Annotated in this window: 21 protein-coding genes and 1 pseudogene; 13 read left to right on the top strand and 9 right to left on the bottom strand. The window is 66.9% G+C overall.

Annotation, left to right across the window (positions count from 1 at the left end):
* Window positions 1-104 precede the first annotated feature (104 nt).
* Window positions 105-1,133, top strand: coding sequence for an aspartate-semialdehyde dehydrogenase (locus tag RCO27_RS02925; RefSeq protein ID WP_309001142.1), 1,029 nt, complete (start codon window positions 105-107; stop codon window positions 1,131-1,133).
* Window positions 1,134-1,210: 77 nt separating this feature from the next.
* Entirely contained in the window at window positions 1,211-1,552 is a 342-nt protein-coding gene (locus tag RCO27_RS02920; RefSeq protein WP_309001141.1) for a GFA family protein, read from the top strand.
* A gap of 32 nt (window positions 1,553-1,584) precedes the next feature.
* Here the strand turns inward: RCO27_RS02920 and RCO27_RS02915 are convergent, their stop codons facing one another.
* From RCO27_RS02915 to RCO27_RS02885, 7 genes are read right to left on the bottom strand one after another with little or no spacing between them, the layout of a single operon-like run.
* Complete coding sequence (locus RCO27_RS02915; RefSeq protein WP_309001140.1) at window positions 1,585-2,037, bottom strand: hypothetical protein; 453 nt, start codon at window positions 2,035-2,037, stop codon at window positions 1,585-1,587.
* Window positions 2,034-2,927 (bottom strand): GTPase Era, encoded by an 894-nt coding sequence (gene era, locus RCO27_RS02910; protein WP_309001139.1) that lies wholly within the window; start codon window positions 2,925-2,927, stop codon window positions 2,034-2,036. The genes RCO27_RS02915 and era overlap by 4 nt, the downstream gene beginning before the upstream one ends.
* Window positions 2,924-3,586 carry a ribonuclease III gene (rnc, locus tag RCO27_RS02905; RefSeq protein ID WP_309001138.1) on the bottom strand — a complete coding sequence of 221 codons (663 nt, stop codon included), beginning with the start codon at window positions 3,584-3,586 and terminating at the stop codon, window positions 2,924-2,926. The genes era and rnc overlap by 4 nt, the downstream gene beginning before the upstream one ends.
* The gene (lepB, locus tag RCO27_RS02900) at window positions 3,586-4,443 is read right to left on the bottom strand and encodes a signal peptidase I (protein WP_309001137.1); all 858 of its coding nucleotides are present in this window, start codon (window positions 4,441-4,443) and stop codon (window positions 3,586-3,588) included. The genes rnc and lepB overlap by 1 nt, the downstream gene beginning before the upstream one ends.
* 37 nt (window positions 4,444-4,480) lie before the next feature.
* Window positions 4,481-4,606, bottom strand: a complete 126-nt coding sequence (locus RCO27_RS02895; protein WP_309001136.1) for a hypothetical protein — start codon at window positions 4,604-4,606, stop codon at window positions 4,481-4,483.
* A complete protein-coding gene (locus RCO27_RS02890; RefSeq protein ID WP_309001135.1) occupies window positions 4,603-5,799 on the bottom strand; it encodes an MFS transporter in 1,197 nt (398 codons plus the stop codon). The genes RCO27_RS02895 and RCO27_RS02890 overlap by 4 nt, the downstream gene beginning before the upstream one ends.
* Window positions 5,796-6,209 (bottom strand): MarR family winged helix-turn-helix transcriptional regulator, encoded by a 414-nt coding sequence (locus RCO27_RS02885; RefSeq protein WP_309001134.1) that lies wholly within the window; start codon window positions 6,207-6,209, stop codon window positions 5,796-5,798. Before RCO27_RS02885 ends, RCO27_RS02890 begins: the two co-directional genes overlap by 4 nt.
* A gap of 80 nt (window positions 6,210-6,289) precedes the next feature.
* Here RCO27_RS02885 and RCO27_RS02880 point away from each other — a divergent pair, with 80 nt between their 5' ends.
* A complete protein-coding gene (locus RCO27_RS02880) occupies window positions 6,290-6,805 on the top strand; it encodes a hypothetical protein (RefSeq protein ID WP_309001133.1) in 516 nt (171 codons plus the stop codon).
* Window positions 6,806-6,863: 58 nt separating this feature from the next.
* Here RCO27_RS02880 and RCO27_RS02875 read toward each other — a convergent pair whose 3' ends face one another.
* Window positions 6,864-7,349 (bottom strand): OsmC family protein, encoded by a 486-nt coding sequence (locus tag RCO27_RS02875; RefSeq protein ID WP_309001132.1) that lies wholly within the window; start codon window positions 7,347-7,349, stop codon window positions 6,864-6,866.
* A gap of 58 nt (window positions 7,350-7,407) precedes the next feature.
* On the opposite strand from RCO27_RS02875, the pseudogene RCO27_RS19250 reads away from it, so the two are divergent.
* The 5 genes and pseudogenes from RCO27_RS19250 to RCO27_RS02855 form a co-directional block, all read left to right on the top strand.
* A pseudogene (locus RCO27_RS19250) lies at window positions 7,408-7,587 on the top strand (GntR family transcriptional regulator); the annotation flags it as partial.
* A gap of 33 nt (window positions 7,588-7,620) precedes the next feature.
* The gene (locus RCO27_RS02870) at window positions 7,621-8,028 is read left to right on the top strand and encodes an FCD domain-containing protein (protein ID WP_309001131.1); all 408 of its coding nucleotides are present in this window, start codon (window positions 7,621-7,623) and stop codon (window positions 8,026-8,028) included.
* A 67-nt stretch (window positions 8,029-8,095) separates the two neighbouring features.
* Window positions 8,096-9,595 (top strand): glucose-6-phosphate isomerase, encoded by a 1,500-nt coding sequence (gene pgi, locus RCO27_RS02865; RefSeq protein WP_309001130.1) that lies wholly within the window; start codon window positions 8,096-8,098, stop codon window positions 9,593-9,595.
* A 105-nt stretch (window positions 9,596-9,700) separates the two neighbouring features.
* The gene (gene gorA / locus RCO27_RS02860) at window positions 9,701-11,050 is read left to right on the top strand and encodes a glutathione-disulfide reductase (RefSeq protein WP_309001129.1); all 1,350 of its coding nucleotides are present in this window, start codon (window positions 9,701-9,703) and stop codon (window positions 11,048-11,050) included.
* A gap of 52 nt (window positions 11,051-11,102) precedes the next feature.
* Complete coding sequence (locus tag RCO27_RS02855) at window positions 11,103-12,680, top strand: NAD(P)/FAD-dependent oxidoreductase (RefSeq protein ID WP_309001128.1); 1,578 nt, start codon at window positions 11,103-11,105, stop codon at window positions 12,678-12,680.
* Here RCO27_RS02855 and dapE read toward each other — a convergent pair.
* A complete protein-coding gene (gene dapE / locus RCO27_RS02850; protein ID WP_309001127.1) occupies window positions 12,670-13,806 on the bottom strand; it encodes a succinyl-diaminopimelate desuccinylase in 1,137 nt (378 codons plus the stop codon). The genes RCO27_RS02855 and dapE overlap by 11 nt on opposite strands.
* A gap of 35 nt (window positions 13,807-13,841) precedes the next feature.
* Here dapE and RCO27_RS02845 point away from each other — a divergent pair, with 35 nt between their 5' ends.
* The 5 genes from RCO27_RS02845 (at window position 13,842) to ahcY (ending at window position 18,264) form a co-directional block, all read left to right on the top strand.
* Window positions 13,842-14,294 carry a cupin domain-containing protein gene (locus RCO27_RS02845; protein WP_309001126.1) on the top strand — a complete coding sequence of 151 codons (453 nt, stop codon included), beginning with the start codon at window positions 13,842-13,844 and terminating at the stop codon, window positions 14,292-14,294.
* Between the two features lie 89 nt (window positions 14,295-14,383).
* A complete protein-coding gene (locus RCO27_RS02840) occupies window positions 14,384-14,854 on the top strand; it encodes a carboxymuconolactone decarboxylase family protein (RefSeq protein WP_309001125.1) in 471 nt (156 codons plus the stop codon).
* A complete protein-coding gene (locus RCO27_RS02835; protein ID WP_309001124.1) occupies window positions 14,851-15,744 on the top strand; it encodes a sigma-70 family RNA polymerase sigma factor in 894 nt (297 codons plus the stop codon). The genes RCO27_RS02840 and RCO27_RS02835 overlap by 4 nt, the downstream gene beginning before the upstream one ends.
* A gap of 259 nt (window positions 15,745-16,003) precedes the next feature.
* Entirely contained in the window at window positions 16,004-16,720 is a 717-nt protein-coding gene (locus RCO27_RS02830; protein ID WP_309001123.1) for a TylF/MycF/NovP-related O-methyltransferase, read from the top strand.
* Window positions 16,721-16,851: 131 nt separating this feature from the next.
* A complete protein-coding gene (ahcY, locus tag RCO27_RS02825; RefSeq protein WP_309001122.1) occupies window positions 16,852-18,264 on the top strand; it encodes an adenosylhomocysteinase in 1,413 nt (470 codons plus the stop codon).
* The last annotated feature ends 42 nt before the right edge of the window (window positions 18,265-18,306 follow it).

Raw genomic sequence — 18,306 nt, 5'->3', positions numbered from 1 at the left:
CTTCGGCTTGCGCGAGTCGCGTATAGCAAAAAGCGTGGCGCAAGGCTCTTGGTTCCGGGGGCATCCGTCGCTAGATCGCCCTTTCGCCAAGCGGAGATGTGAGAATGGGTTATCGGGTCGTCGTCGTGGGTGCGACCGGCAATGTCGGGCGCGAGATGCTGAACATCCTGGCCGAGCGCCAGTTTCCGGCGGACGAGGTGGCGGTCGTCGCCAGCCCGCGCTCGACCGGCGACATCATCGATTTCGGCGACAGCGGCCAGGAGCTGAAAGTCCGCAACATCGAGCATTTCGACTTCGCCGGCTGGGACATCGCATTGTTCGCGGCGGGATCGGGTCCGACCAAGATCTACGCACCGAAGGCCGCCGAGGCGGGCTGCACGGTGATCGACAATTCGTCGCTCTACCGGATGGACCCGGACGTGCCGTTGATCGTGCCGGAGGTGAACCCGGAGGCGATCGATCTCTACACCCGGAAGAACATCATCGCGAACCCGAACTGTTCGACCGCGCAGATGGTGGTGGCGCTGAAGCCGCTCCATGATGTCGCGAAGATCAAGCGGGTTGTGGTCGCGACTTACCAATCGGTCTCGGGCGCGGGCAAGGCCGGCATGGACGAGCTGTTCGAGCAGAGCCGCAACATCTTCGTCGGCGATGCGAACACGCCGGTGAAGTTCACCAAGCAGATCGCCTTCAACGTCATCCCGCATATCGATTCCTTCCTCGACGACGGCTCGACCAAGGAGGAGTGGAAGATGGTCGTCGAGACCAAGAAGATCCTCGACCCGAAGATCAAGGTGACCGCGACCTGCGTGCGTGTGCCGGTCTTCGTCGGCCACAGCGAGGCGATCAACATCGAATTCGAGAACGAGCTTAGCGCCGCCGACGCCCAGGCGATCCTGCGCGAGGCGCCGGGCGTCATGCTCGTCGACAAGCGCGAGGACGGCGGTTACGTGACCCCGGTCGAGTGCGTCGGCGAATATGCGACCTATGTGAGCCGCGTGCGCGAGGACCCGACCGTGGAGAACGGCCTCAACCTGTGGTGCGTCTCCGACAATCTGCGCAAGGGCGCTGCACTGAACGCGGTGCAGATCGCCGAGCTGCTCGGCCGGCGTCATCTCAAGAAGGCCGCCTGAATCGCGGCGGCTTTCATGAGAGCCGGACAGGCGAGACGGGCGAACTGGTGCCGGCCCCGGGGTGAAGGAGGTGCTCGATGATCGAAGGCAGCTGCCATTGCGGGGCGGTTCGCCTCGCCCTGCCGGAGGCGCCCGAAGATCTCGGCAGCTGCAATTGCTCGATCTGCCGCCGCATCGGCGGGCTTTGGGGCTATTATCGGCCGAACGAGGTCGGAGTCAGCGATCCCGACGGGCGGCTCGCCGGCTATGTCCAGGGGGATGCGACCCTGACCACCTGGCACTGCGCGCACTGCGGCTGCACGACCCACTGGTCGCCGCGCGATCCTGCATATGAGCGGATGGGCGTCAATCTGCGCATGTTCGATCCCGCGGTCTGGGAACCGCTGCCGCGCCGGCTCGTCGACGGCGCGAGCTGGTAGGGCTCACTCCACCCAATCCAGCCCATTTCCCGCTAGGATCGGTTGTCTTCCTGATCGACGATCGTTTCGGCCTGCGCATAGAGCGCCATGAATTCGGTCGCCCGGTCGACGGTCCCCACGTGAACGATCAGGCTGTTTTCGATGAGGTCGTAGGGATCGTGGGCGCAAAACCGCGCGAACCAGAAAACCTCCTCGAGTGTCTCCCTTTCATGCCAGGTCGTCATGACGAAGTCGGCCTGGGGGGGTTCATCGGGATATTTCTGGATCTGGGCGTAATCGACGGAATCGTCCCAGCTGCCGCAGTTTGGGCCCCAGGCCATCATGTAGAGGCAACCCGCATCGACCAGCCAACGACTGACCTCGTCCTGCCAGCTGTCGCTATAGTCCGCGTCCAGCACGACGACGGCACGGAACGGCCGGTATTCGCTTATTTCCGGTAGCCCGGACGCTTCCGAGATGCGGACATAGATGGGCACGGTGCTCATTCCACCCAATCCAGCCCGATCTCCTGATAAAGGCCTCGATCTTCCTCCCATTTGGGGTTCACCTTGACGTGGAGGAAGAGGTGGACGTTGCGGCCGAACATCGTCGTGAGCTCGGCCCGCGCCGCCGCACCGATCGCCTTGATCCGTGCGCCGCCCCTGCCGAGAATGATCGCCTTCTGGCTGTCGCGGCCGACCAGGATCTGCTGGTGGATCGCGACCGAGCCGTCCTTGCGCTCCTCATATTTCTCGGTCTCGATCGCGCTCGCATAAGGCAGCTCGTTGTGCAGCTGCAGGTAGAGCTGCTCGCGCGTCACCTCCGCCGCCATCATCCGGTCGGTCGCGTCCGAAACCTGATCCTCCGGGAAATGCCACGGCCCTTCCGGCATCCGCGCCGCCAGCGCCGCCTTGAGGTCCGCGACGCCGTCGCCGCTCGCCGCCGAGATCATGAAAATCTCCTCGAACGCCGCGCGGCCGTCGAACTGGGTAACGAGAGTGAGCAGCTCCTCCTTCCTCACCAGATCGACCTTGTTGAGGATCAGGAGCTTCGGCTCGGGGCGTTCCTTCAGCCGATCGAGCAGGTCGGTGACGCCGCGCTTCAGGCCGCTCGACGCGTCGACGACGAGCGCGATCAGGTCCGCGTCCTGCGCGCTGCCCCAGGCGGCGGCGACCATCGCGCGGTCGAGCCGCCGCTTGGGCTGGAAGATGCCGGGCGTGTCGAGGAGGAGGACCTGCGCCTCGCCCGCGATCGCGATGCCCATCAAACGGGTGCGCGTCGTCTGCGCCTTGGGGGTGACGATCGCGACCTTCTGGCCGACCAAAGCATTGACCAAAGTCGACTTGCCCGCATTGGGCGCGCCGACCACGGCGACGAAGCCGCAATGCTCGGTCATGCGAGGCTCGCCAGCAGCGCTTTCGCCGCTTCGGTCTCGGCCTCCTGCTTGGACAGGCCCTGACCGGTCGCGGCACCGACGCCGCTGACGCTGACCTCGACGGTGAAGCGGCGGGCGTGGTCGGGGCCGCTGGTCTCGACGATGCGGTAATCGGGCGGGCGGCGCTTGTTGGCGGCCGACCATTCCTGGAGCGCGGCCTTGGGATGCTTGGGCGGCGCGGCGAGGCGGTCGACGCGATCGGCCCAGGCGCGGTGGACGAAGGCGCGCGCCGCCTCGAACCCCGCGTCGAGATAGAGCGCGCCGATCAACGCCTCGACGACGTCGCCCAGCACATTGTCGCTGCGGAACACGCCGTCGTCGATCGCCTGCTTGCCGAGGCGGATGTGCGGCTGGGCGTCGAGCGCGCGGGCGATCTCCGCGCAGACCTCGCGCGTCACCAGCGCGTTGAGGCGATGGGAGAGCTTGCCCTCGGGCTCGTCCGGATAGGTCTCGTAGAGCCAGAGCGCGACGATCATGCCGAGGACGCGGTCGCCGAGGAATTCGAGCCGCTCGTAGTTCGCCTCGCCGAAGCTGGCGTGGGTCAGCGCGCGCTCGAACAAGGCGAGGTCGTTCGGCCGGTGTCCGGTCGCGCCTTCGATCCAGTCGGCAAGATTGCTCATCAATAGGTCCTGGCGAGCCGGTCCCAGCGGGCGGCGGTGAACCAGGTCCAGGGTTTCAGCCATTCGGCCGAGCCGTCGGTCGACCAGAAGGCGATCGCGACCTCGCCCAGCACATTGTCGAACGGCAGCAGGCCGACGCCGCCGGCCATCGGCTCGAACCGGCCGTCGAGGCTGTCGTCGCGATTGTCGCCCATGACGAGGAGGTGGCCGTCGGGAACCACGATCGGCGCGACATTGTCGCCGGGACTGGTCCGGGTCTGGTCGAGCACTTCGTAGCTGCGCCCACCGGGCAGGGTTTCGCGGAAACGCGGATAGGCGCAGATCGATGCCCCGTCCGGAGTTTCGATCCGCCGCGCACCGTCGCGGGCGACCGCGCGGCAGGGGCTGTTGGGGCTGATCGCCATGTTGAAATCGGCGATCCGCTCGCGCAGGATCGGCGTGCCGTTCAGGATCACCACCCCCTGGCGGACCTCGATCGTGTCGCCGGGCAGGCCGATGACGCGCTTGACCAGGTCCTTGTCGGGCTCGGCCGGGTGGCGGAAGACGACGATGTCGCCGCGGTCCGGCGCGCGGGCGAAGACCCGCCCGTCGAAGCTCGCGAGGCCGAAGGGGATGGAATAGCGCGAATAGCCGTAGGGCCATTTCGTCACGAACAGATAGTCGCCGATCATCAGGTTCGGCAGCATCGAGCCCGAGGGGATGCTGAACGGCGCGATGATGAAGCTGCGCAGCACCAAGGCGGCCACGAACAGGTAGAGGAAGAAGCGCAGCGTCTCGCCCCACGTCTCCTGCTTCTTTGCCGGCGTTGCCGCGGCCGGCGGCTCGGCAAGGGGCTCGGACAGGGGCTCGGACTCCATCCCGCCGCTTTCGCTTGGGGGCGGCGGAGGGTCAAGCTCAGAAGCAGGCGGCGACGAAGCCGGAGAGCCAGATCCAGGTCGCCTGCGCGCGCCAGGCTTCCAGCCCGATCAGCGCGACCGGGACCAGCGCCAGTGGGGCGAGCCAGGGCAGGGCTTTCTTCATGCCGGCTGCGGACGAGCGACCGCGGTATCGCGGATGGGCAGGTGGACGATCGCGGCGAAGACGGCGAGCAGGATCGATGCGCCCCAGGCCCAGTCGTAGGTGCCGCTGCGATCGAAGAAATAGCCGGCCGCCCAGGCGCCGAAGAAGCTGCCGACCTGATGGCTGAGGAAGACGATGCCGTAGAGCGTCGAGAGGTAGCGCACGCCGAACATCTGGCCGACGAGGCCGGATGTGAGCGGCACCGTGCCGAGCCAGAGGAAGCCCATCGCGCCGGCGAAGGCGAGGGCGGTGAACGGCGTCAACGGCAGCAGCAGGAAGACGGCGATGACGACGCCCCGGGCGGCGTAGAGCCCGCTCAGCACATAATTCTTGCGCCAGACGTCGCCGGACAGGCCGAACAGGTAGGAGCCGAAGATGTTGAACAGGCCGACCAGCGCCAGCGCGCTGGCGCCGATGCCGAGGCCCAGCCCCTTGTCGTCGAGATAGGCGGGGAAATGGGTGGCGATGAAGGCGATGTGGAAGCCGCAGACGAAGAAGCCGGCGTTGAGCAGCCAGTAGCTCGGATGTCCGGCGGCTTCGGAGAGCGCGTCCTTCAGCGACTGGCGTGGGCCTTCCTCAGCCGCGCTGTCCGGCTTGCCGGCGACGCCGATCGCCAGCACGGCGCAGACGGCGACCAGGCCGGACAGCGCGATCAGGGCGAGACGGTAGCCGAGGTCGGAGAGCAGCATCTGCGCCGCCGGCACGACCAGGAACTGGCCGAGCGAGCCGCCGGCCGTGACGATGCCGAAGGCGAGGCCGCGGCGCTCGGGCGGGACGACCCGGCCGACCGCGCCGAGCACGACGACGAAGGTGGTCGCGGCGAGGCCCACGCCGGTCAGGAAGCCGAAGGTGAAATGAAGGCCGATCGCGCTGCCGATCCACGAGGCGCCGATCAGGCCGGCGACGTAGATCAAGGTCCCGAAGAACACGACGCGGCCGGCGCCGTGGCGGTCGGCGAGCGCGCCGATGAAGGGCTGGGCGAGGCCGAAAACGAGGTTGCTGAGCGCCATTGCAAGGCCGAAGCCCTCGCGGCCGATGCCGAGCGACACGCTCATCTGGGGCAGGAAAAGGCCGAACGCCTGACGCACGCCCATCGCCAGCGTGACGATGAACGCGGCGCAGGCGATGACGATCCAGGGACGCCTCATGGTCATGGTCGAAGGGACTCCACGCGGTCCAGGATGGAGAAGAGGGCGTCGCGGTCGGCGCCGAGGGCGGCGTCGACCTTCGCCTGCGCCTCTTCCCAAAGGGGCTGGGCTGAGCGCATTGCCTGGCGTGCCTCGTCAGTGATCTTCACGATCCGGGCGCGCTGGTCCTCGCCTGGGCAGGAGGTGACATAACCCGCCTCCTCGAGCGGCCGCAGCGTCCGGTTCAATGTGGTGCGATCGTGTCCCGTCGCGCCGGCGAACTCGGTGAGCGAGCAGGGGCCGGCGCGCTGGAGCATGCGCAGCAGCGAGAATTGCGAGACGGTGAAGCCCGAAGACGACATCGTCTCGTCGTAGATCGCGGTGATGACGCGCGCCGATCGTCGGAGCTTGTTGCAGGCGCAGACCGTGTCGAGCATGTGCGTGCACATACACGTATTGATTTGAAATGCAACTGCCAGGAGGCGAAATCGTTGCCCGATCTGTTTGCGCGGGAGTGGTGGCCTTGATCGGAGAATGGGTGATCGACCCTTATGTCGGCGTGGGACCGCTCAGGTTCGGGATGAATGCGACGGAGGTTGCAGCGATCATGGGCCCGCCGGAACAGATTCTCGAACGCACGGAACCCCGCGAGGACGAGAGAGAGCAATCGCGGCCCGTTCTGAACGAATATCGCAAGCTGGGCGGAACGATAGAGCCGGTTATCGAATATGTGGCGGGCCGGGTCACTCTGATCGATTTCCCCAAGAACACCAGGAATTTGCTGCTGGACGGCGAGGATCTGTTCAAGACCAAGAGACAGGCGCTGATCGACCATCTGATCGCGCGTTCCGATAATGTCTTCGAGACGTTCGAGGGTTTCATCTTCCTCGATTTCGGGCTCAGTCTCTGCAGCGCCGAGAATTTTCGCAGCGAGCCCAATATCGGCCTGTTCGCGCGAGGAACGAGCGATGCGAACATCCGGTTCATGCTTGCCGAAGATCTGGGAGAGTTCGTCAAAGGCGAGTTCGTGTGAACACGGACTCGGCCATCTGCCGGCAATCCTTCCTGCAAGGGGCTTGCCGTCGGCTCGCTCAGATGGTCGCTGGCGCCCGCTCCACGAAGGTCGACGCGTAGGCGACGGGGAAATTGATCGAGCGGGCGATGAAGCAGTATTTGTGCACCTCGTGGTGCAGCTCGGCAGCGCGCGCCAGGTCCGCGCCGGGCTCGACCTCGATCCGCGGGCGCAGCGTGGCGCTGAGGAAGCGGCCAGCGCCGTCCGGCGCAGTCTCGCCGATCGCCACCGGATCGTCGCTGTAGGAATGGACGACGATCCCTGCGTTGCAGGCGAGGTGCAGGTACCAGAGCATGTGACAGGCCGAGACGGTCGCCAGCATCAGGTCCTCCGGATTGGGCAGGGTCGGGTCGCCGCCCAGCAGCGGATCGTTCGAGCAGTGGATGACCGGCTTGCCGGGCGTCGCGATGTCCCAGGTCCGCGCATAGCCGCGATAGCGCCGCGTGCCCTCGCCGGCGTTTCCCGTCCAGACGATCCGCGTGGAATAGTCGTGCTGCTTTATCATGTTTCCTCCGGCCGACTCCTGATGTATACATGTATACAAAAGCTGGGTGGAGTGGTCGATGGTCCCAAGGAAAATCTTTGAGCTGCTCAGGTCCGAGATCATTCAGGGCGCCCTTCCGCCTGGCGCCGAGCTCAAACAGGAAGAGCTTGCAGCTCGGTTCGGAGCGAGTCGCATTCCGGTTCGTGAAGCGCTCCGCTTGTTGGAGGCTGAGGATCTGGTCGCTTTCGGACCGAACCGCAGCGCCTATGTTGCCGCACTTTCGGCCGGTGAGGTGGACGAAATCTTCCATCTGCGGCTCCTGCTCGAAACAGACTGCCTCGCGCGGGCGATCGAGAAGATGGGCGAGCCGGACCTTGCGCTCATCGAACGCGCGCGCCGGCGTGCCGAGATCGATGCCGATACCAGCGACTGGTCGGAGAGCGACCTGGCCTTCCACGAGGCGCTCTATGCGCCGGCGGCCCGCCCGCGACAGGTCGCGCTCATCCGTCGCCTGCGCATGACGAGCGAGCTCCAGGCCCCGGCTTACCAGCGCCTGCCGGACGAGACTGCGCGCTGGCTGACCGATCACGAGGCGATCGTCGCGGCCTGTCGCGAACGACATGCGGATCGCGCTGTCGCCCTGCTGCGCGCGCATATCGAAGGCGCGCGTCGGATCGTCCTCGATGCGATGCGACGCTGAGTCCGGCGTCAATTGCTTTCCTGCCGGGTCGCCCTAGATAGGCGCGGGCGGGGGCCCGGAGGATCATATGGACGAAGCCTGGTCGGCAGTCGAAAACGCCGAGACGAAGACCCTCAAGGACCTGTTCGCCGCCGAGCCCGACCGGCTGGAGCGCCTGACGATCGACGAAGCCGGCATCCGTTTCGACTTTGCCAAGACCCACCTGTCCCGCGCCGAGGTCGATGCCTTCGCGGCACTGGCCGGGGCGGCCGATCTTGCCGGGCGCCGTGACGCGCTGTTCGGCGGCGACATCGCCAACCCCACGGAAGGGCGCGCCGCCGAGCACACGGCCGAGCGCGGGGAGGGTGCGCCGGAGAGCGTCGCGCGCGCGCGCCAGCTCCATGCGCGGATGCGCACGCTGATCGATGCGATCGAGGCGGAGGCGTTCGGGCCGGTCCGCCATATCCTCCATGTCGGCATCGGCGGCTCGGCGTTGGGGCCGGATTTCCTGGTCGACGCGCTGGGGCGGGACGCGGGCCGCTACGACACCGCGATCGTCTCGAATGTCGACGGCTCGGCGCTGGAGGAAGCGGTTGCCGGGTTCGATCCGCACAGCACCCTGCTCGTCATCGCGTCGAAAACCTTCACCACCACCGAAACGATGCTGAACGCGTCGTCGGCGCTGGCCTGGATGGAGGAGGGCGGGGTCGAGGACCCGCTCGGCCGGGTGATCGCGCTCACCGCCAGTCCGGAGAAGGCGCTGGAGTTCGGCATCGACGAGACCCGCGTCCTGCCGTTCTCGGAGAGCGTCGGTGGGCGTTTTTCGCTCTGGTCCTCGATCGGCTTTCCGGCGGCGCTCGCGCTCGGCTGGGATGCGTTCGAAAGCCTGCTCGAAGGCGCTGCGGCGATGGACCGCCATTTCCGGCTCGCGCCGCCGGAGCGCAATGCGCCGGTGCTCGCCGCCTTCGTCGACCGCTATTACGCCGACGTCCGCGGCGCCGAGACCCGCGCCGTCTTCGCCTATGACGAGCGCCTCCGGCTGCTGCCGCCCTATCTCCAGCAGCTGGAAATGGAATCGAACGGCAAGTCGGTCCGAGTCGACGGGTCGCCGGTCGGCCGCGCCACCGCGGCGATCACCTGGGGCGGCGTCGGCACCGACGCGCAGCATGCCGTCTTCCAGCTCCTCCACCAAGGCACGCATCTCGTGCCGGTCGAGTTCGTCGCCGCGATCGAGCCGGGCGATAGCCTCGACCCCGAGCATCACCGGCAGCTGCTGATCAACTGCTTCGCGCAGGGCGCCGCGCTGATGGCCGGGCGCGGTTCGGACGATCCGCACCGTTTCTATCCCGGCGACCGGCCCTCGACGACGATCCTGCTCGGCCGCGTCGATGCGCGCACGTTGGGTGCGCTGATCGCCTTCTACGAGCATCGCGTCTTCGCCAACGCCGCGCTGCTCGGCATCAACCCGTTCGACCAGTTCGGCGTCGAGCTCGGCAAGGAAATGGCGAAGGCGTTGGACGGCCGGAACGCATTGGACTTCGATCCTTCGACCGAGGCGCTGATCGCACGGGCATTTGACGCAGAATAATCCCTATACGTCGCCCCAGCGAAGGCTGGGGTCTCGTGGAGACCCGCGGTGACTTCTTGTCTTGAGATGCCAGCCTGCGCTGGCATGACGAGCTAAGGAACAAGAATGACCAAGACCTACGACTACGACCTGTTCGTGATCGGCGCCGGATCGGGCGGCGTGCGCGCCTCGCGCGTCGCCGCCGCGCACGGCGCGCGCGTCGCCGTCGCCGAGGAGTTTCGCGTCGGCGGAACCTGCGTGATCCGCGGCTGCGTGCCCAAGAAGCTGCTCGTCTACGGCGCCCATTTCGCCGAGGATCTGCAGGATGCGCGTCGCTTCGGCTGGGAGGTCGGCGACTGCGCATTCGACTGGCCGACCCTGCGCGACAACGTGCTGGCCGAGGTCGAGCGGCTGGAGGGGATCTACGGCGACATCCTGGAGCGCCACGACGTCGAGGTCGTCAACCAGCGCGCCACGGTCAGCGGCGCCAACGAGGTGACGCTCGCCGACGGGACCAAGGTTGGCGCCGGCACGATCCTGATCGCGACCGGGGCGCACCCGGTGATTCCCGACGTGCCCGGCGCCGGGCACGGCATCACCTCGAACGAGGTGTTCCACCTGGAGGCCATGCCGCGGCGGGTCGTGATCGCGGGCGGCGGCTACATCGCCAACGAGTTCGCCGGCATCTTCCACGAATTCTCGTGCCACGTGACCCTGGTCAATCGCGGCGACCGCATCCTCAGGCATTATGATGAGCAGATCCGCGACCGGCTCCTCCAGATCTCGCTGATGAAGGGCATCGAGTTCAAGTTCAACGCGCCGTTCGAGAAGGTCGAAAAGCAGGAGGACGGCACGCTCAGGATCTTCCTCGCCGGCCAGGACCCGATCGAGACCGATCTGCTGCTCTGGGCGGTCGGCCGTGCGCCGAACACCGCCGACCTCGGCCTCGAGGCGGCCGGCGTCGCTCTCGGCAAGAACGGCGCGATCCTGGTCGACGAGGACAACCAGTCCTCGGTGCCGTCGATCTACGCGATCGGCGACGTGACCGACCGGGTCCAGCTCACCCCGGTCGCGATCCGCGAGGGCCAGGCCTTCGCCGACACCGTGTTCGGCAACAAGCCGACCCGGGTCGACTATGCCAATATTCCCTCGGCGGTGTTCAGCCATCCCCCAATCGCTGGCGTCGGCATGACCGAAAGCGAGGCGCGCAACAAGCTGGGCTCGCCCAAGACCTACACCTCGGATTTCCGTCCGATGAAGAACGTGCTCGCCGGCCGCAACGAGCGGTCGCTCTACAAGCTCGTCGTCGACGAGAGCAACGACAAGGTCGTCGGCATCCACATGATCGGCCCTGACGCGCCGGAGATCCTCCAGGCGGCGGCGATCGCGGTGAAGGCCGGCCTCACCAAGGCCCAGTTCGACGAAACGATCGCGCTCCATCCGACCATGTCGGAAGAGCTGGTGCTGATGCGCTAGAGTCCGCATGACCGGACTCGCACCGCACATCCCAGCCCTTTAAGGACGCGGAATGACAACCGACGTCCTCATCATCGGCGCCGGCCATAACGGCCTCGTCTGCGCCTGGTATCTCGCGTCGCGCGGGCTCAAGGTGACGGTTCTGGAAGCGCGCGCCATTGTGGGCGGCGCGGCGGTGACCGAGGAGTTCCATCCCGGCTTCCGCAATTCCACCGCGAGCTACACGGTGGGGCTGCTCAACCCGCAGGTCATCCGCGACATGCGGCTGTACGATCATGGCCTTCGGGTCGTGCTGCGCAAGATCGACAACTTCCTGCCGACGCTGGGACCCGATTACCTGCTTGCGGGTCGCGACGGTCTGACGAAGCGGGAGATCGCGCGCCATGCGCCGGCCGACGCGCAGAATTACGACGCCTATTCGGCGGCGCTGGGCGCGGTGGTCGGCGTCGTCCGGCAGTGGCTGCTCAAGGCGCCGCCCAATGCGGGAGGCGGGCTGGCCGACCTGCTGGCGCTGATCAAGCTCGGCGGGGGCGTGGGGCGACTGGGACTCGAGGATCAGCGGCACGTCGTCGATTTCTTCACCCGCTCGGCGGCTGACGTTCTCGGCCGCTATTTCAGCCATGAGCTGGTGCAGGCGCTGTTCGGGTTCGATGCCGTCGTCGGCCATTATGACAGCCCGTACAGCCCCGGCTCCGCCTATGTGCTGCTCCACCACGTGTTCGGCGAGGCGGCGGGGATCGAGGGCGCCTGGGGCCATGCGATCGGCGGCATGGGGGCGATCACCCAGGCGATGGCCAAGGCTTGCCGGGAGCACGGTGTCGAGATCGTGCTCGATGCCCCGGTCGAGGAGATCATCGTCGAGGAGGGCAGGGCAGTCGGCGCGGTCGCCGGCGGCAAGACCTATCGCGCCAAGGCGGTGGCGGCCGGCGTCAATCCGAAGCTGCTTTTCACCCGCCTGTTGCCCGAAGGCACGGTCGAGCCCGAGATCGAACGACGCATGACGCATTGGGGCAGCGAGTCCGCAACGTTCCGGATGAACATCGCGCTGTCGGAGCTCCCGCGTTTCACGTCGTTGCCGGATCCGGGCGATCACATGACCGCCGGCATCATCATCGCGCCGTCGCTCGGCTACATGGACCGCGCCTATCTCACCGCGCGCACTGAGGGCTTCTCGGAGGAGCCGGTGGTCGAGATGCTGATCCCCTCGACGCTCGACGACAGCCTCGCGCCGGCCGGAACCCATGTCGCCAGCCTGTTCTGCCAGCACTTTCCTTATGACGTGCCGGGCGGCTGGGAGGCGCGGCGCGACGAGGCCGCGGACGCGATCATCGCCCATGTTGATCGCTATGCGCCGGGGTTCGCCGGGAGCGTGGTCGGCCGGCTCGCGCTCTCGCCGCTCGATCTGGAACGCCGCTTCGGCCTGGTCGGCGGCGACATCTTCCACGGCAAGATGGGGCTGGATCAGCTCTTCTCGAACCGGCCGATGCTGGGCCATGCCGACTACCGCATGCCGCTCGACGGCCTCTACCTCTGCGGTTCGGGCGCGCATCCCGGCGGCGGCGTTACCGGCGCGCCGGGGCACAATGCCGCCGCCGCGATCCTCAAGGACCGCCGCAAGCTCAGGCTGTAGCCAGCGCGCTGCGGATCACGCGCGCGTAGATGCGCTGCAGCGCTCGGATGTCGTCGACCGCCGTGGCCTCGTCGAGCTTGTGCATCGTCGCGTTGGGCAGGCCGAAATCGACCACCGGGCAGAGCGCGATCAGGAAGCGGCCGTCGGAGGTGCCGCCATAAGTGGTGAGCGCGGGCGTGGCGCCGGTCTCCGCCTCGATCGCGGCGCGGACGATGTCGTAGATCGGCCCGGCCGGGGTGAGGAAGGCCTCGCCGGAAATCTTCGCCTCGACCGTTGCGCCGGGCGCGGCGGCCTCGGCAGTGCGGCGCACCAGCTCGACTAGGTCGGCGCCGCGCTGGAGGTTGTTGAAGCGGATGTTGAGCTGGGCCCGCGCGGCGCCCGGGATGACGTTGGTCGCCCTGCTCGACGTCTCGACCGCAGTGATTTCGAGGTTCGAAGGCTGGAAGGCGTCGTTGCCGTCGTCGAGACGGATCGCCTCGAGCGCGTCGATCACCCGCGCGAGCTTCGGCACCGGATTGTCGGCACGGTGCGGATAGGCGACGTGCCCCTGCACGCCCGGCACGGTGATCCACATATTCACCGAGCCGCGCCGGCCGATCTTCACGACATCGCCCAATCGCGCCTCGCTGGTTGGCTCGCCGATCAGGATCATGTCGGGGCGGATGCCGCGCGCGGCCATCCAGTCCATGATCGCCGGCGTGCCGAAGGTCGCCGGTCCTTCCTCGTCGCCGGTGACGATCAGGCTGACGGTGCCCGGCTGGTCGGGCGTGTCGGCGCAGGCGGCGACGAAGGCGGCGATGCTGCTCTTCATGTCGACCGCGCCGCGGCCGTGCAGCAGGCCGCCGCGGATTTCCGGCACGAACGGGTCGCTCGCCCAGCCGTCGCCCGGCGGCACGACGTCGAGATGGCCGGCAAAGCCGAAATGCGGACCGCCGGACCCCCGCGTCGCGAACAGGTTCTCGACCGGCCCGTCCGGCGCGTCCCCGGCGATGAAGCGATGCACCTCGAACCCCAGGGGCAGCAACGCCGCCTCCAGCACGTCGAACACCGCGCCGGAGGCCGGCGTGATGCTGGGACAGGCGATCAGGCGTTCCGCCAGCGCCACCGGGTCGATTGCTCCGCTCATCCGGTTCGCCTAGCACCGGGCTGGGGAGAAACGCCATGCCGAAGCTCGACCTCGAGGCGATCGAACAGACCAACCGGACGACCTATCCGATGCCGTTCGCGGCGGAGATGGGCGGGCGGCATTTCCGGCGGCTGGCGCCGGCCGGCGGGCTGAGCCAGATCGGGGTCAGCCATGTCGTGCTCGATCCGGGCGGCGTCTCCAGCCAGCGCCACTGGCACGAAGGCATCGACGAGTTCGTCGTGATCCTGGAAGGCGAGGCGATGCTGGTCGAGGACGGCGGCGAGACGCCGATGCGCGCCGGCGATTGCGCGGCTTTCCCCAGGGACGTGCCCAACGGCCATCGCCTGATCAATCGCAGCGACCGGCCGTGCGTGTTCATCGCCGTGGACTGCCAGATCGGGGAGGGCGATTGCCACTATCCCGATATCGATCTGCATGCCGACGTCGCCAATGACCGTTATACGCACAAGGACGGCACACCTTATTAGGAGGCGGCCTGCGAAAATTTCGCCGGGCATGTCACATCGCCGGATCCTGTCTCGTCTTGTCTGCACCAGCAGGCGAAAGGATGACTGACATGACCGCACGATTGAACATCTTCAAACCCGCCCCGGACGCGATCGGGAGCTGGGTGGCCTATAGCCAGAAGGTCGCCGCCGACGGCCTCGAGCCCGGCCTGGTCCACCTCGTCACGACCCGCGTCTCGCAGCTCAACGGCTGCGCGAACTGCGTCAACATGCACACCAGGGAGGCCCGCCGGGACGGCGAGAGCGAGCAGCGGCTTCATCTCCTGAGCGTATGGCGCGAGGCGCCCGTCTTCAGCGCACGCGAGCGGGCGGCATTGGCCTGGGCCGAAGCGCTGACGATGATCGCCGTACGCGGCGCGCCGGACGACGAGACCTATGCGGCATTCGCCGAGCATTTCAGCGAGGAGGAGCAGGTGAAGCTCACCTTGCGGATCAATGCCACCAGCGGCTGGAATCGGTTCGCCGTCGGCTTCCGCCTGTTCTACGAGGACAGGGAGAGTGCATTGGCGGACGCGGCATGAACGCCGGGGCAGACGTCTCCGCCGAGGCCGCAGCGGTGTTCGCGCCGCTGCGGCCGACGCTGCAGCGTGTCGCCTACCGGATGCTCGGCTCGGTCGCCGATGCCGAGGATATGGTGCAGGAAGCGTTCGTGCGCTGGCTGCGGACGGACCGCGATGCGGTGCGCGAGCCCGAGGCATTCCTGAGGCGGATGGTCACGCGCCTTTGCCTCGACCAGCTCAAGTCGGCGCGCCGCCGCCGTGAGCTCTATGTCGGACCCTGGCTCCCCGAGCCGGTGGTGGCGCCGGAGGCCGAGCGCGACATGGACGAGGATGTGACGCTGCCGCTCCTCATGGCGCTCGACCGCCTCTCGCCGCTGGAGCGCGCCGCCTTCCTGCTCCACGACGTGTTCGGCCTCTCCTTCGACGAGGTCGCCGCGACGCTGGAGCGCGAGCCTGCCGCCTGCCGCCAGCTCGCCACCCGGGCACGCACTCATGTCCGCGCCGACCGGCCCCGTTTCCCGGTGGCGAAGGAGCGCGGCCTCGAGATCGCCAGGGCCTTCTTCCAGGCCTCGCGCAGCGGCGACATGGGCGCATTGCGCAGCATGCTGGCCGACGATGTCGCGATCTTCTCCGACGGCGGCGGCAAGCGCGCCGCAGCGGCCCGGCCCTATTACGGCATCAACGAGGCGGTGACGGTGTTCGCCACCCTGGCCCGGCTGCTCCGCCAGGGCCGCTACGAGCTGGTCGGCTATCGCATGATCAACGGCCTGCCGGGCTTCGTCACCCGCGAGGCCGACGGCATGCTCCAGACCACGGCATTGCTGATCGAGAATGACCGGATCGCCGGCGTCTATGTGGTGCGCAATCCGGACAAGCTGCGCCATCTCGAGCCGGGTCCCGAAGAAGCCTAGGACCAATCGACATTCAGCATGAAACTCCCTCTCCCCGGCGGGGAGAGGGTTGGGGTGAGGGGGTTCTGCCTCCGAGAATAGTCTCAAATGCCCGACACCCTCACCCTGCCCTCTCCCTCAAGGGAGAGGGTACAAAACTGAATGTCGATCCGCCCTAGGCGACCTTCGATCCGGCGCAACCGGAAGGCCGTCCGCCGAATCCGGCCGGACCCTTCCGGCGATGGGGCGTTGCCTTGCCGTCATTGCAAGAGGATGTCGGATGCTGCGTGGAATGCGGGGGAGGGCGCATCGCCTCGTCGATTTCTGGTCGCTGAGCCCGCTCGCCCGGTCGGTGCTGCGCCGGCGGCTCACCTATCTCCACCCGGGCAAGCTCCGCCACATCGAGCGCCGCCTCCATGAAACGATCGGCGCAGGCGTGCCCGGCGACATCATCGAATTCGGCGTCGCCCTCGGCGGGTCGACTGTCCTGCTCGCCCGGGAGGCTTCGGCCGAACGCCGCTTCTACGGCCTGGACGTGTTCGGCATGATTCCGGAGCCGACTTCGCTCAAGGACGATGCGAAATCGAAGCAGCGCTACCAGGACATCGTCGAACGCCGGTCGATCGGGATCGGCGGCGACCCCTATTACGGCTATCGCCATGATCTCTACGAGCATGCCTGCACCCAGCTCCTCTATTACGGCACACCGATGGACGGCGAGCGCATCCGGCTGGTGAAGGGGCTGTTCGAGGAGACCTGGCCGACGCTCGGCGTCGATCGGATCGCTTTCGCCCATATCGATTGCGACTGGTACGATCCCGTCAGATTCTGCCTCGGCGAGACCGCCCGCCGCCTCAGCCTTGGCGGCGCGATCGTCATCGACGACTATCACGACTATGAAGGCTGTCGGACCGCTGTCGACGAATTCATCCGCGACAATCCGGGGTTCGAACTCGTCGATGCGCGCAATCCGGTGGTGCGGCACCGGCGCGCCTGAGCTTCGGCCGGCCGCGCGGAAATCCGGATATAAAGACATCTTTATATTTGCATTTGCGCGCATGCGCGACTAGGGAGCCGCGGTGCGGCCGCCCTATTCCGGGCGGCTCCCGGCCTTTCAGGAGACGCTACGTGGCGACCCAGCCCCAGACTTCGTTCGACGATTATGTGGTCCATGACATCTCGCTTGCCGCCTTCGGCCGCAAGGAGATGGAGATCGCCGAGACCGAGATGCCCGGTCTGATGGCCCTGCGCGCCGAATATGGCGCGTCGAAGCCGCTCGCCGGCGCGCGGATCACCGGCTCGCTCCACATGACGATCCAGACCGCGGTGCTGATCGAGACGCTCACCGCTTTGGGTGCGAGAGTCCGTTGGGCATCCTGCAACATCTTCTCGACCCAGGACCATGCCGCCGCCGCGATCGCCGCGTCGGGCGTGCCGGTGTTCGCGATCAAGGGCGAGAGCCTCGAAGACTATTGGGACTATGTCATCCGCATCTTCGACTGGGGTCAGGAGGAGACCTGCAACATGATCCTCGACGACGGTGGCGACGCCACCATGTTCGCGCTCTGGGGCGCGCGGGTCGAAGCCGGGGAGACGCTGTTCACCCCGACCAACGAGGAAGAGGAGATCTTCGCCGCGACGCTGAACCGCTTCCTGAAGGAGCGTCCGGGCTACCTCACCAGGACCGTCCAGACCATCAAGGGCGTCTCCGAGGAGACCACCACCGGCGTCCATCGCCTGTACGAACTTGCCAAACAGGGCAAACTTCCGTTCCCGGCGATCAACGTCAATGACAGCGTCACCAAGTCGAAGTTCGACAATCTCTACGGCTGCAAGGAATCGCTGGTCGACGCGATCCGCCGCGCCACCGACGTGATGCTCGCCGGCAAGGTCGCCTGCGTCGCCGGCTTCGGCGACGTCGGCAAGGGCTCGGCCGCCAGCTTGCGCAACGGTGGCGCTCGGGTCCTCGTCACCGAGATCGACCCGATCTGCGCGCTGCAGGCGGCGATGGAGGGCTATGAGGTCGTGACGATGGAGGAGGCCGCCACCCGCGCCGACATCTTCGTCACCGCCACCGGCAACATGGACGTGCTGACGCTCGACCATATGCGCGCGATGAAGAACATGGCGATCGTCTGCAACATCGGCCATTTCGACAGCGAGATCCAGATCGCCGCGCTCCAGAACTTCAAGTGGACCGAGATCAAGCCGCAGGTCGACGAGGTCGAGTTCCCGGACGGCAAGAAGATCATCGTCCTCTCGAAGGGTCGCCTCGTCAACCTCGGCAACGCCACCGGCCATCCGAGCTTCGTGATGAGCTCCAGCTTCACCAATCAGGTGCTGGCCCAGATCGAGCTCTGGACCAAATCGGATCAGTACAACAACGAGGTCTATGTCCTGCCCAAGCATCTCGACGAGAAAGTCGCGGCGCTTCACCTCGACAAGCTCGGCGTCAAGCTCACCATTCTCAACCAGCGCCAGGCCGACTATATCGGTGTCCCGGTCGAAGGGCCGTTCAAGCCGGATCACTATCGTTACTGAGCGACCGTCCGCGCCGGCATCGCGACAGTTCGAGCCCGCTCG

It is taken from the genome of Sphingosinicella sp. LHD-64 (assembly GCF_031157375.1).
GTDB lineage: Bacteria > Pseudomonadota > Alphaproteobacteria > Sphingomonadales > Sphingomonadaceae > Allosphingosinicella.
This window is presented reverse-complemented; position numbering and strand designations above follow the sequence as displayed.

Bases quoted from the DNA above. Each gene is read 5' to 3' on its own strand.
- RCO27_RS02925 (WP_309001142.1), top strand. From the start codon at position 105: ATGGGTTATCGGGTCGTCGTCGTGGGTGCGACCGGCAATGTCGGGCGC.
- RCO27_RS02920 (WP_309001141.1), top strand. From the start codon at position 1,211: ATGATCGAAGGCAGCTGCCATTGCGGGGCGGTTCGCCTCGCCCTGCCG.
- RCO27_RS02915 (WP_309001140.1), bottom strand. From the start codon at position 2,037: ATGAGCACCGTGCCCATCTATGTCCGCATCTCGGAAGCGTCCGGGCTA.
- era (WP_309001139.1), bottom strand. From the start codon at position 2,927: ATGACCGAGCATTGCGGCTTCGTCGCCGTGGTCGGCGCGCCCAATGCG.
- rnc (WP_309001138.1), bottom strand. From the start codon at position 3,586: ATGAGCAATCTTGCCGACTGGATCGAAGGCGCGACCGGACACCGGCCG.
- lepB (WP_309001137.1), bottom strand. From the start codon at position 4,443: ATGGAGTCCGAGCCCCTGTCCGAGCCCCTTGCCGAGCCGCCGGCCGCG.
- RCO27_RS02895 (WP_309001136.1), bottom strand. From the start codon at position 4,606: ATGAAGAAAGCCCTGCCCTGGCTCGCCCCACTGGCGCTGGTCCCGGTC.
- RCO27_RS02890 (WP_309001135.1), bottom strand. From the start codon at position 5,799: ATGACCATGAGGCGTCCCTGGATCGTCATCGCCTGCGCCGCGTTCATC.
- RCO27_RS02885 (WP_309001134.1), bottom strand. From the start codon at position 6,209: ATGCTCGACACGGTCTGCGCCTGCAACAAGCTCCGACGATCGGCGCGC.
- RCO27_RS02875 (WP_309001132.1), bottom strand. From the start codon at position 7,349: ATGATAAAGCAGCACGACTATTCCACGCGGATCGTCTGGACGGGAAAC.
- pgi (WP_309001130.1), top strand. From the start codon at position 8,096: ATGGACGAAGCCTGGTCGGCAGTCGAAAACGCCGAGACGAAGACCCTC.
- gorA (WP_309001129.1), top strand. From the start codon at position 9,701: ATGACCAAGACCTACGACTACGACCTGTTCGTGATCGGCGCCGGATCG.
- RCO27_RS02855 (WP_309001128.1), top strand. From the start codon at position 11,103: ATGACAACCGACGTCCTCATCATCGGCGCCGGCCATAACGGCCTCGTC.
- dapE (WP_309001127.1), bottom strand. From the start codon at position 13,806: ATGAGCGGAGCAATCGACCCGGTGGCGCTGGCGGAACGCCTGATCGCC.
- RCO27_RS02845 (WP_309001126.1), top strand. From the start codon at position 13,842: ATGCCGAAGCTCGACCTCGAGGCGATCGAACAGACCAACCGGACGACC.
- RCO27_RS02840 (WP_309001125.1), top strand. From the start codon at position 14,384: ATGACCGCACGATTGAACATCTTCAAACCCGCCCCGGACGCGATCGGG.
- RCO27_RS02835 (WP_309001124.1), top strand. From the start codon at position 14,851: ATGAACGCCGGGGCAGACGTCTCCGCCGAGGCCGCAGCGGTGTTCGCG.
- RCO27_RS02830 (WP_309001123.1), top strand. From the start codon at position 16,004: ATGCTGCGTGGAATGCGGGGGAGGGCGCATCGCCTCGTCGATTTCTGG.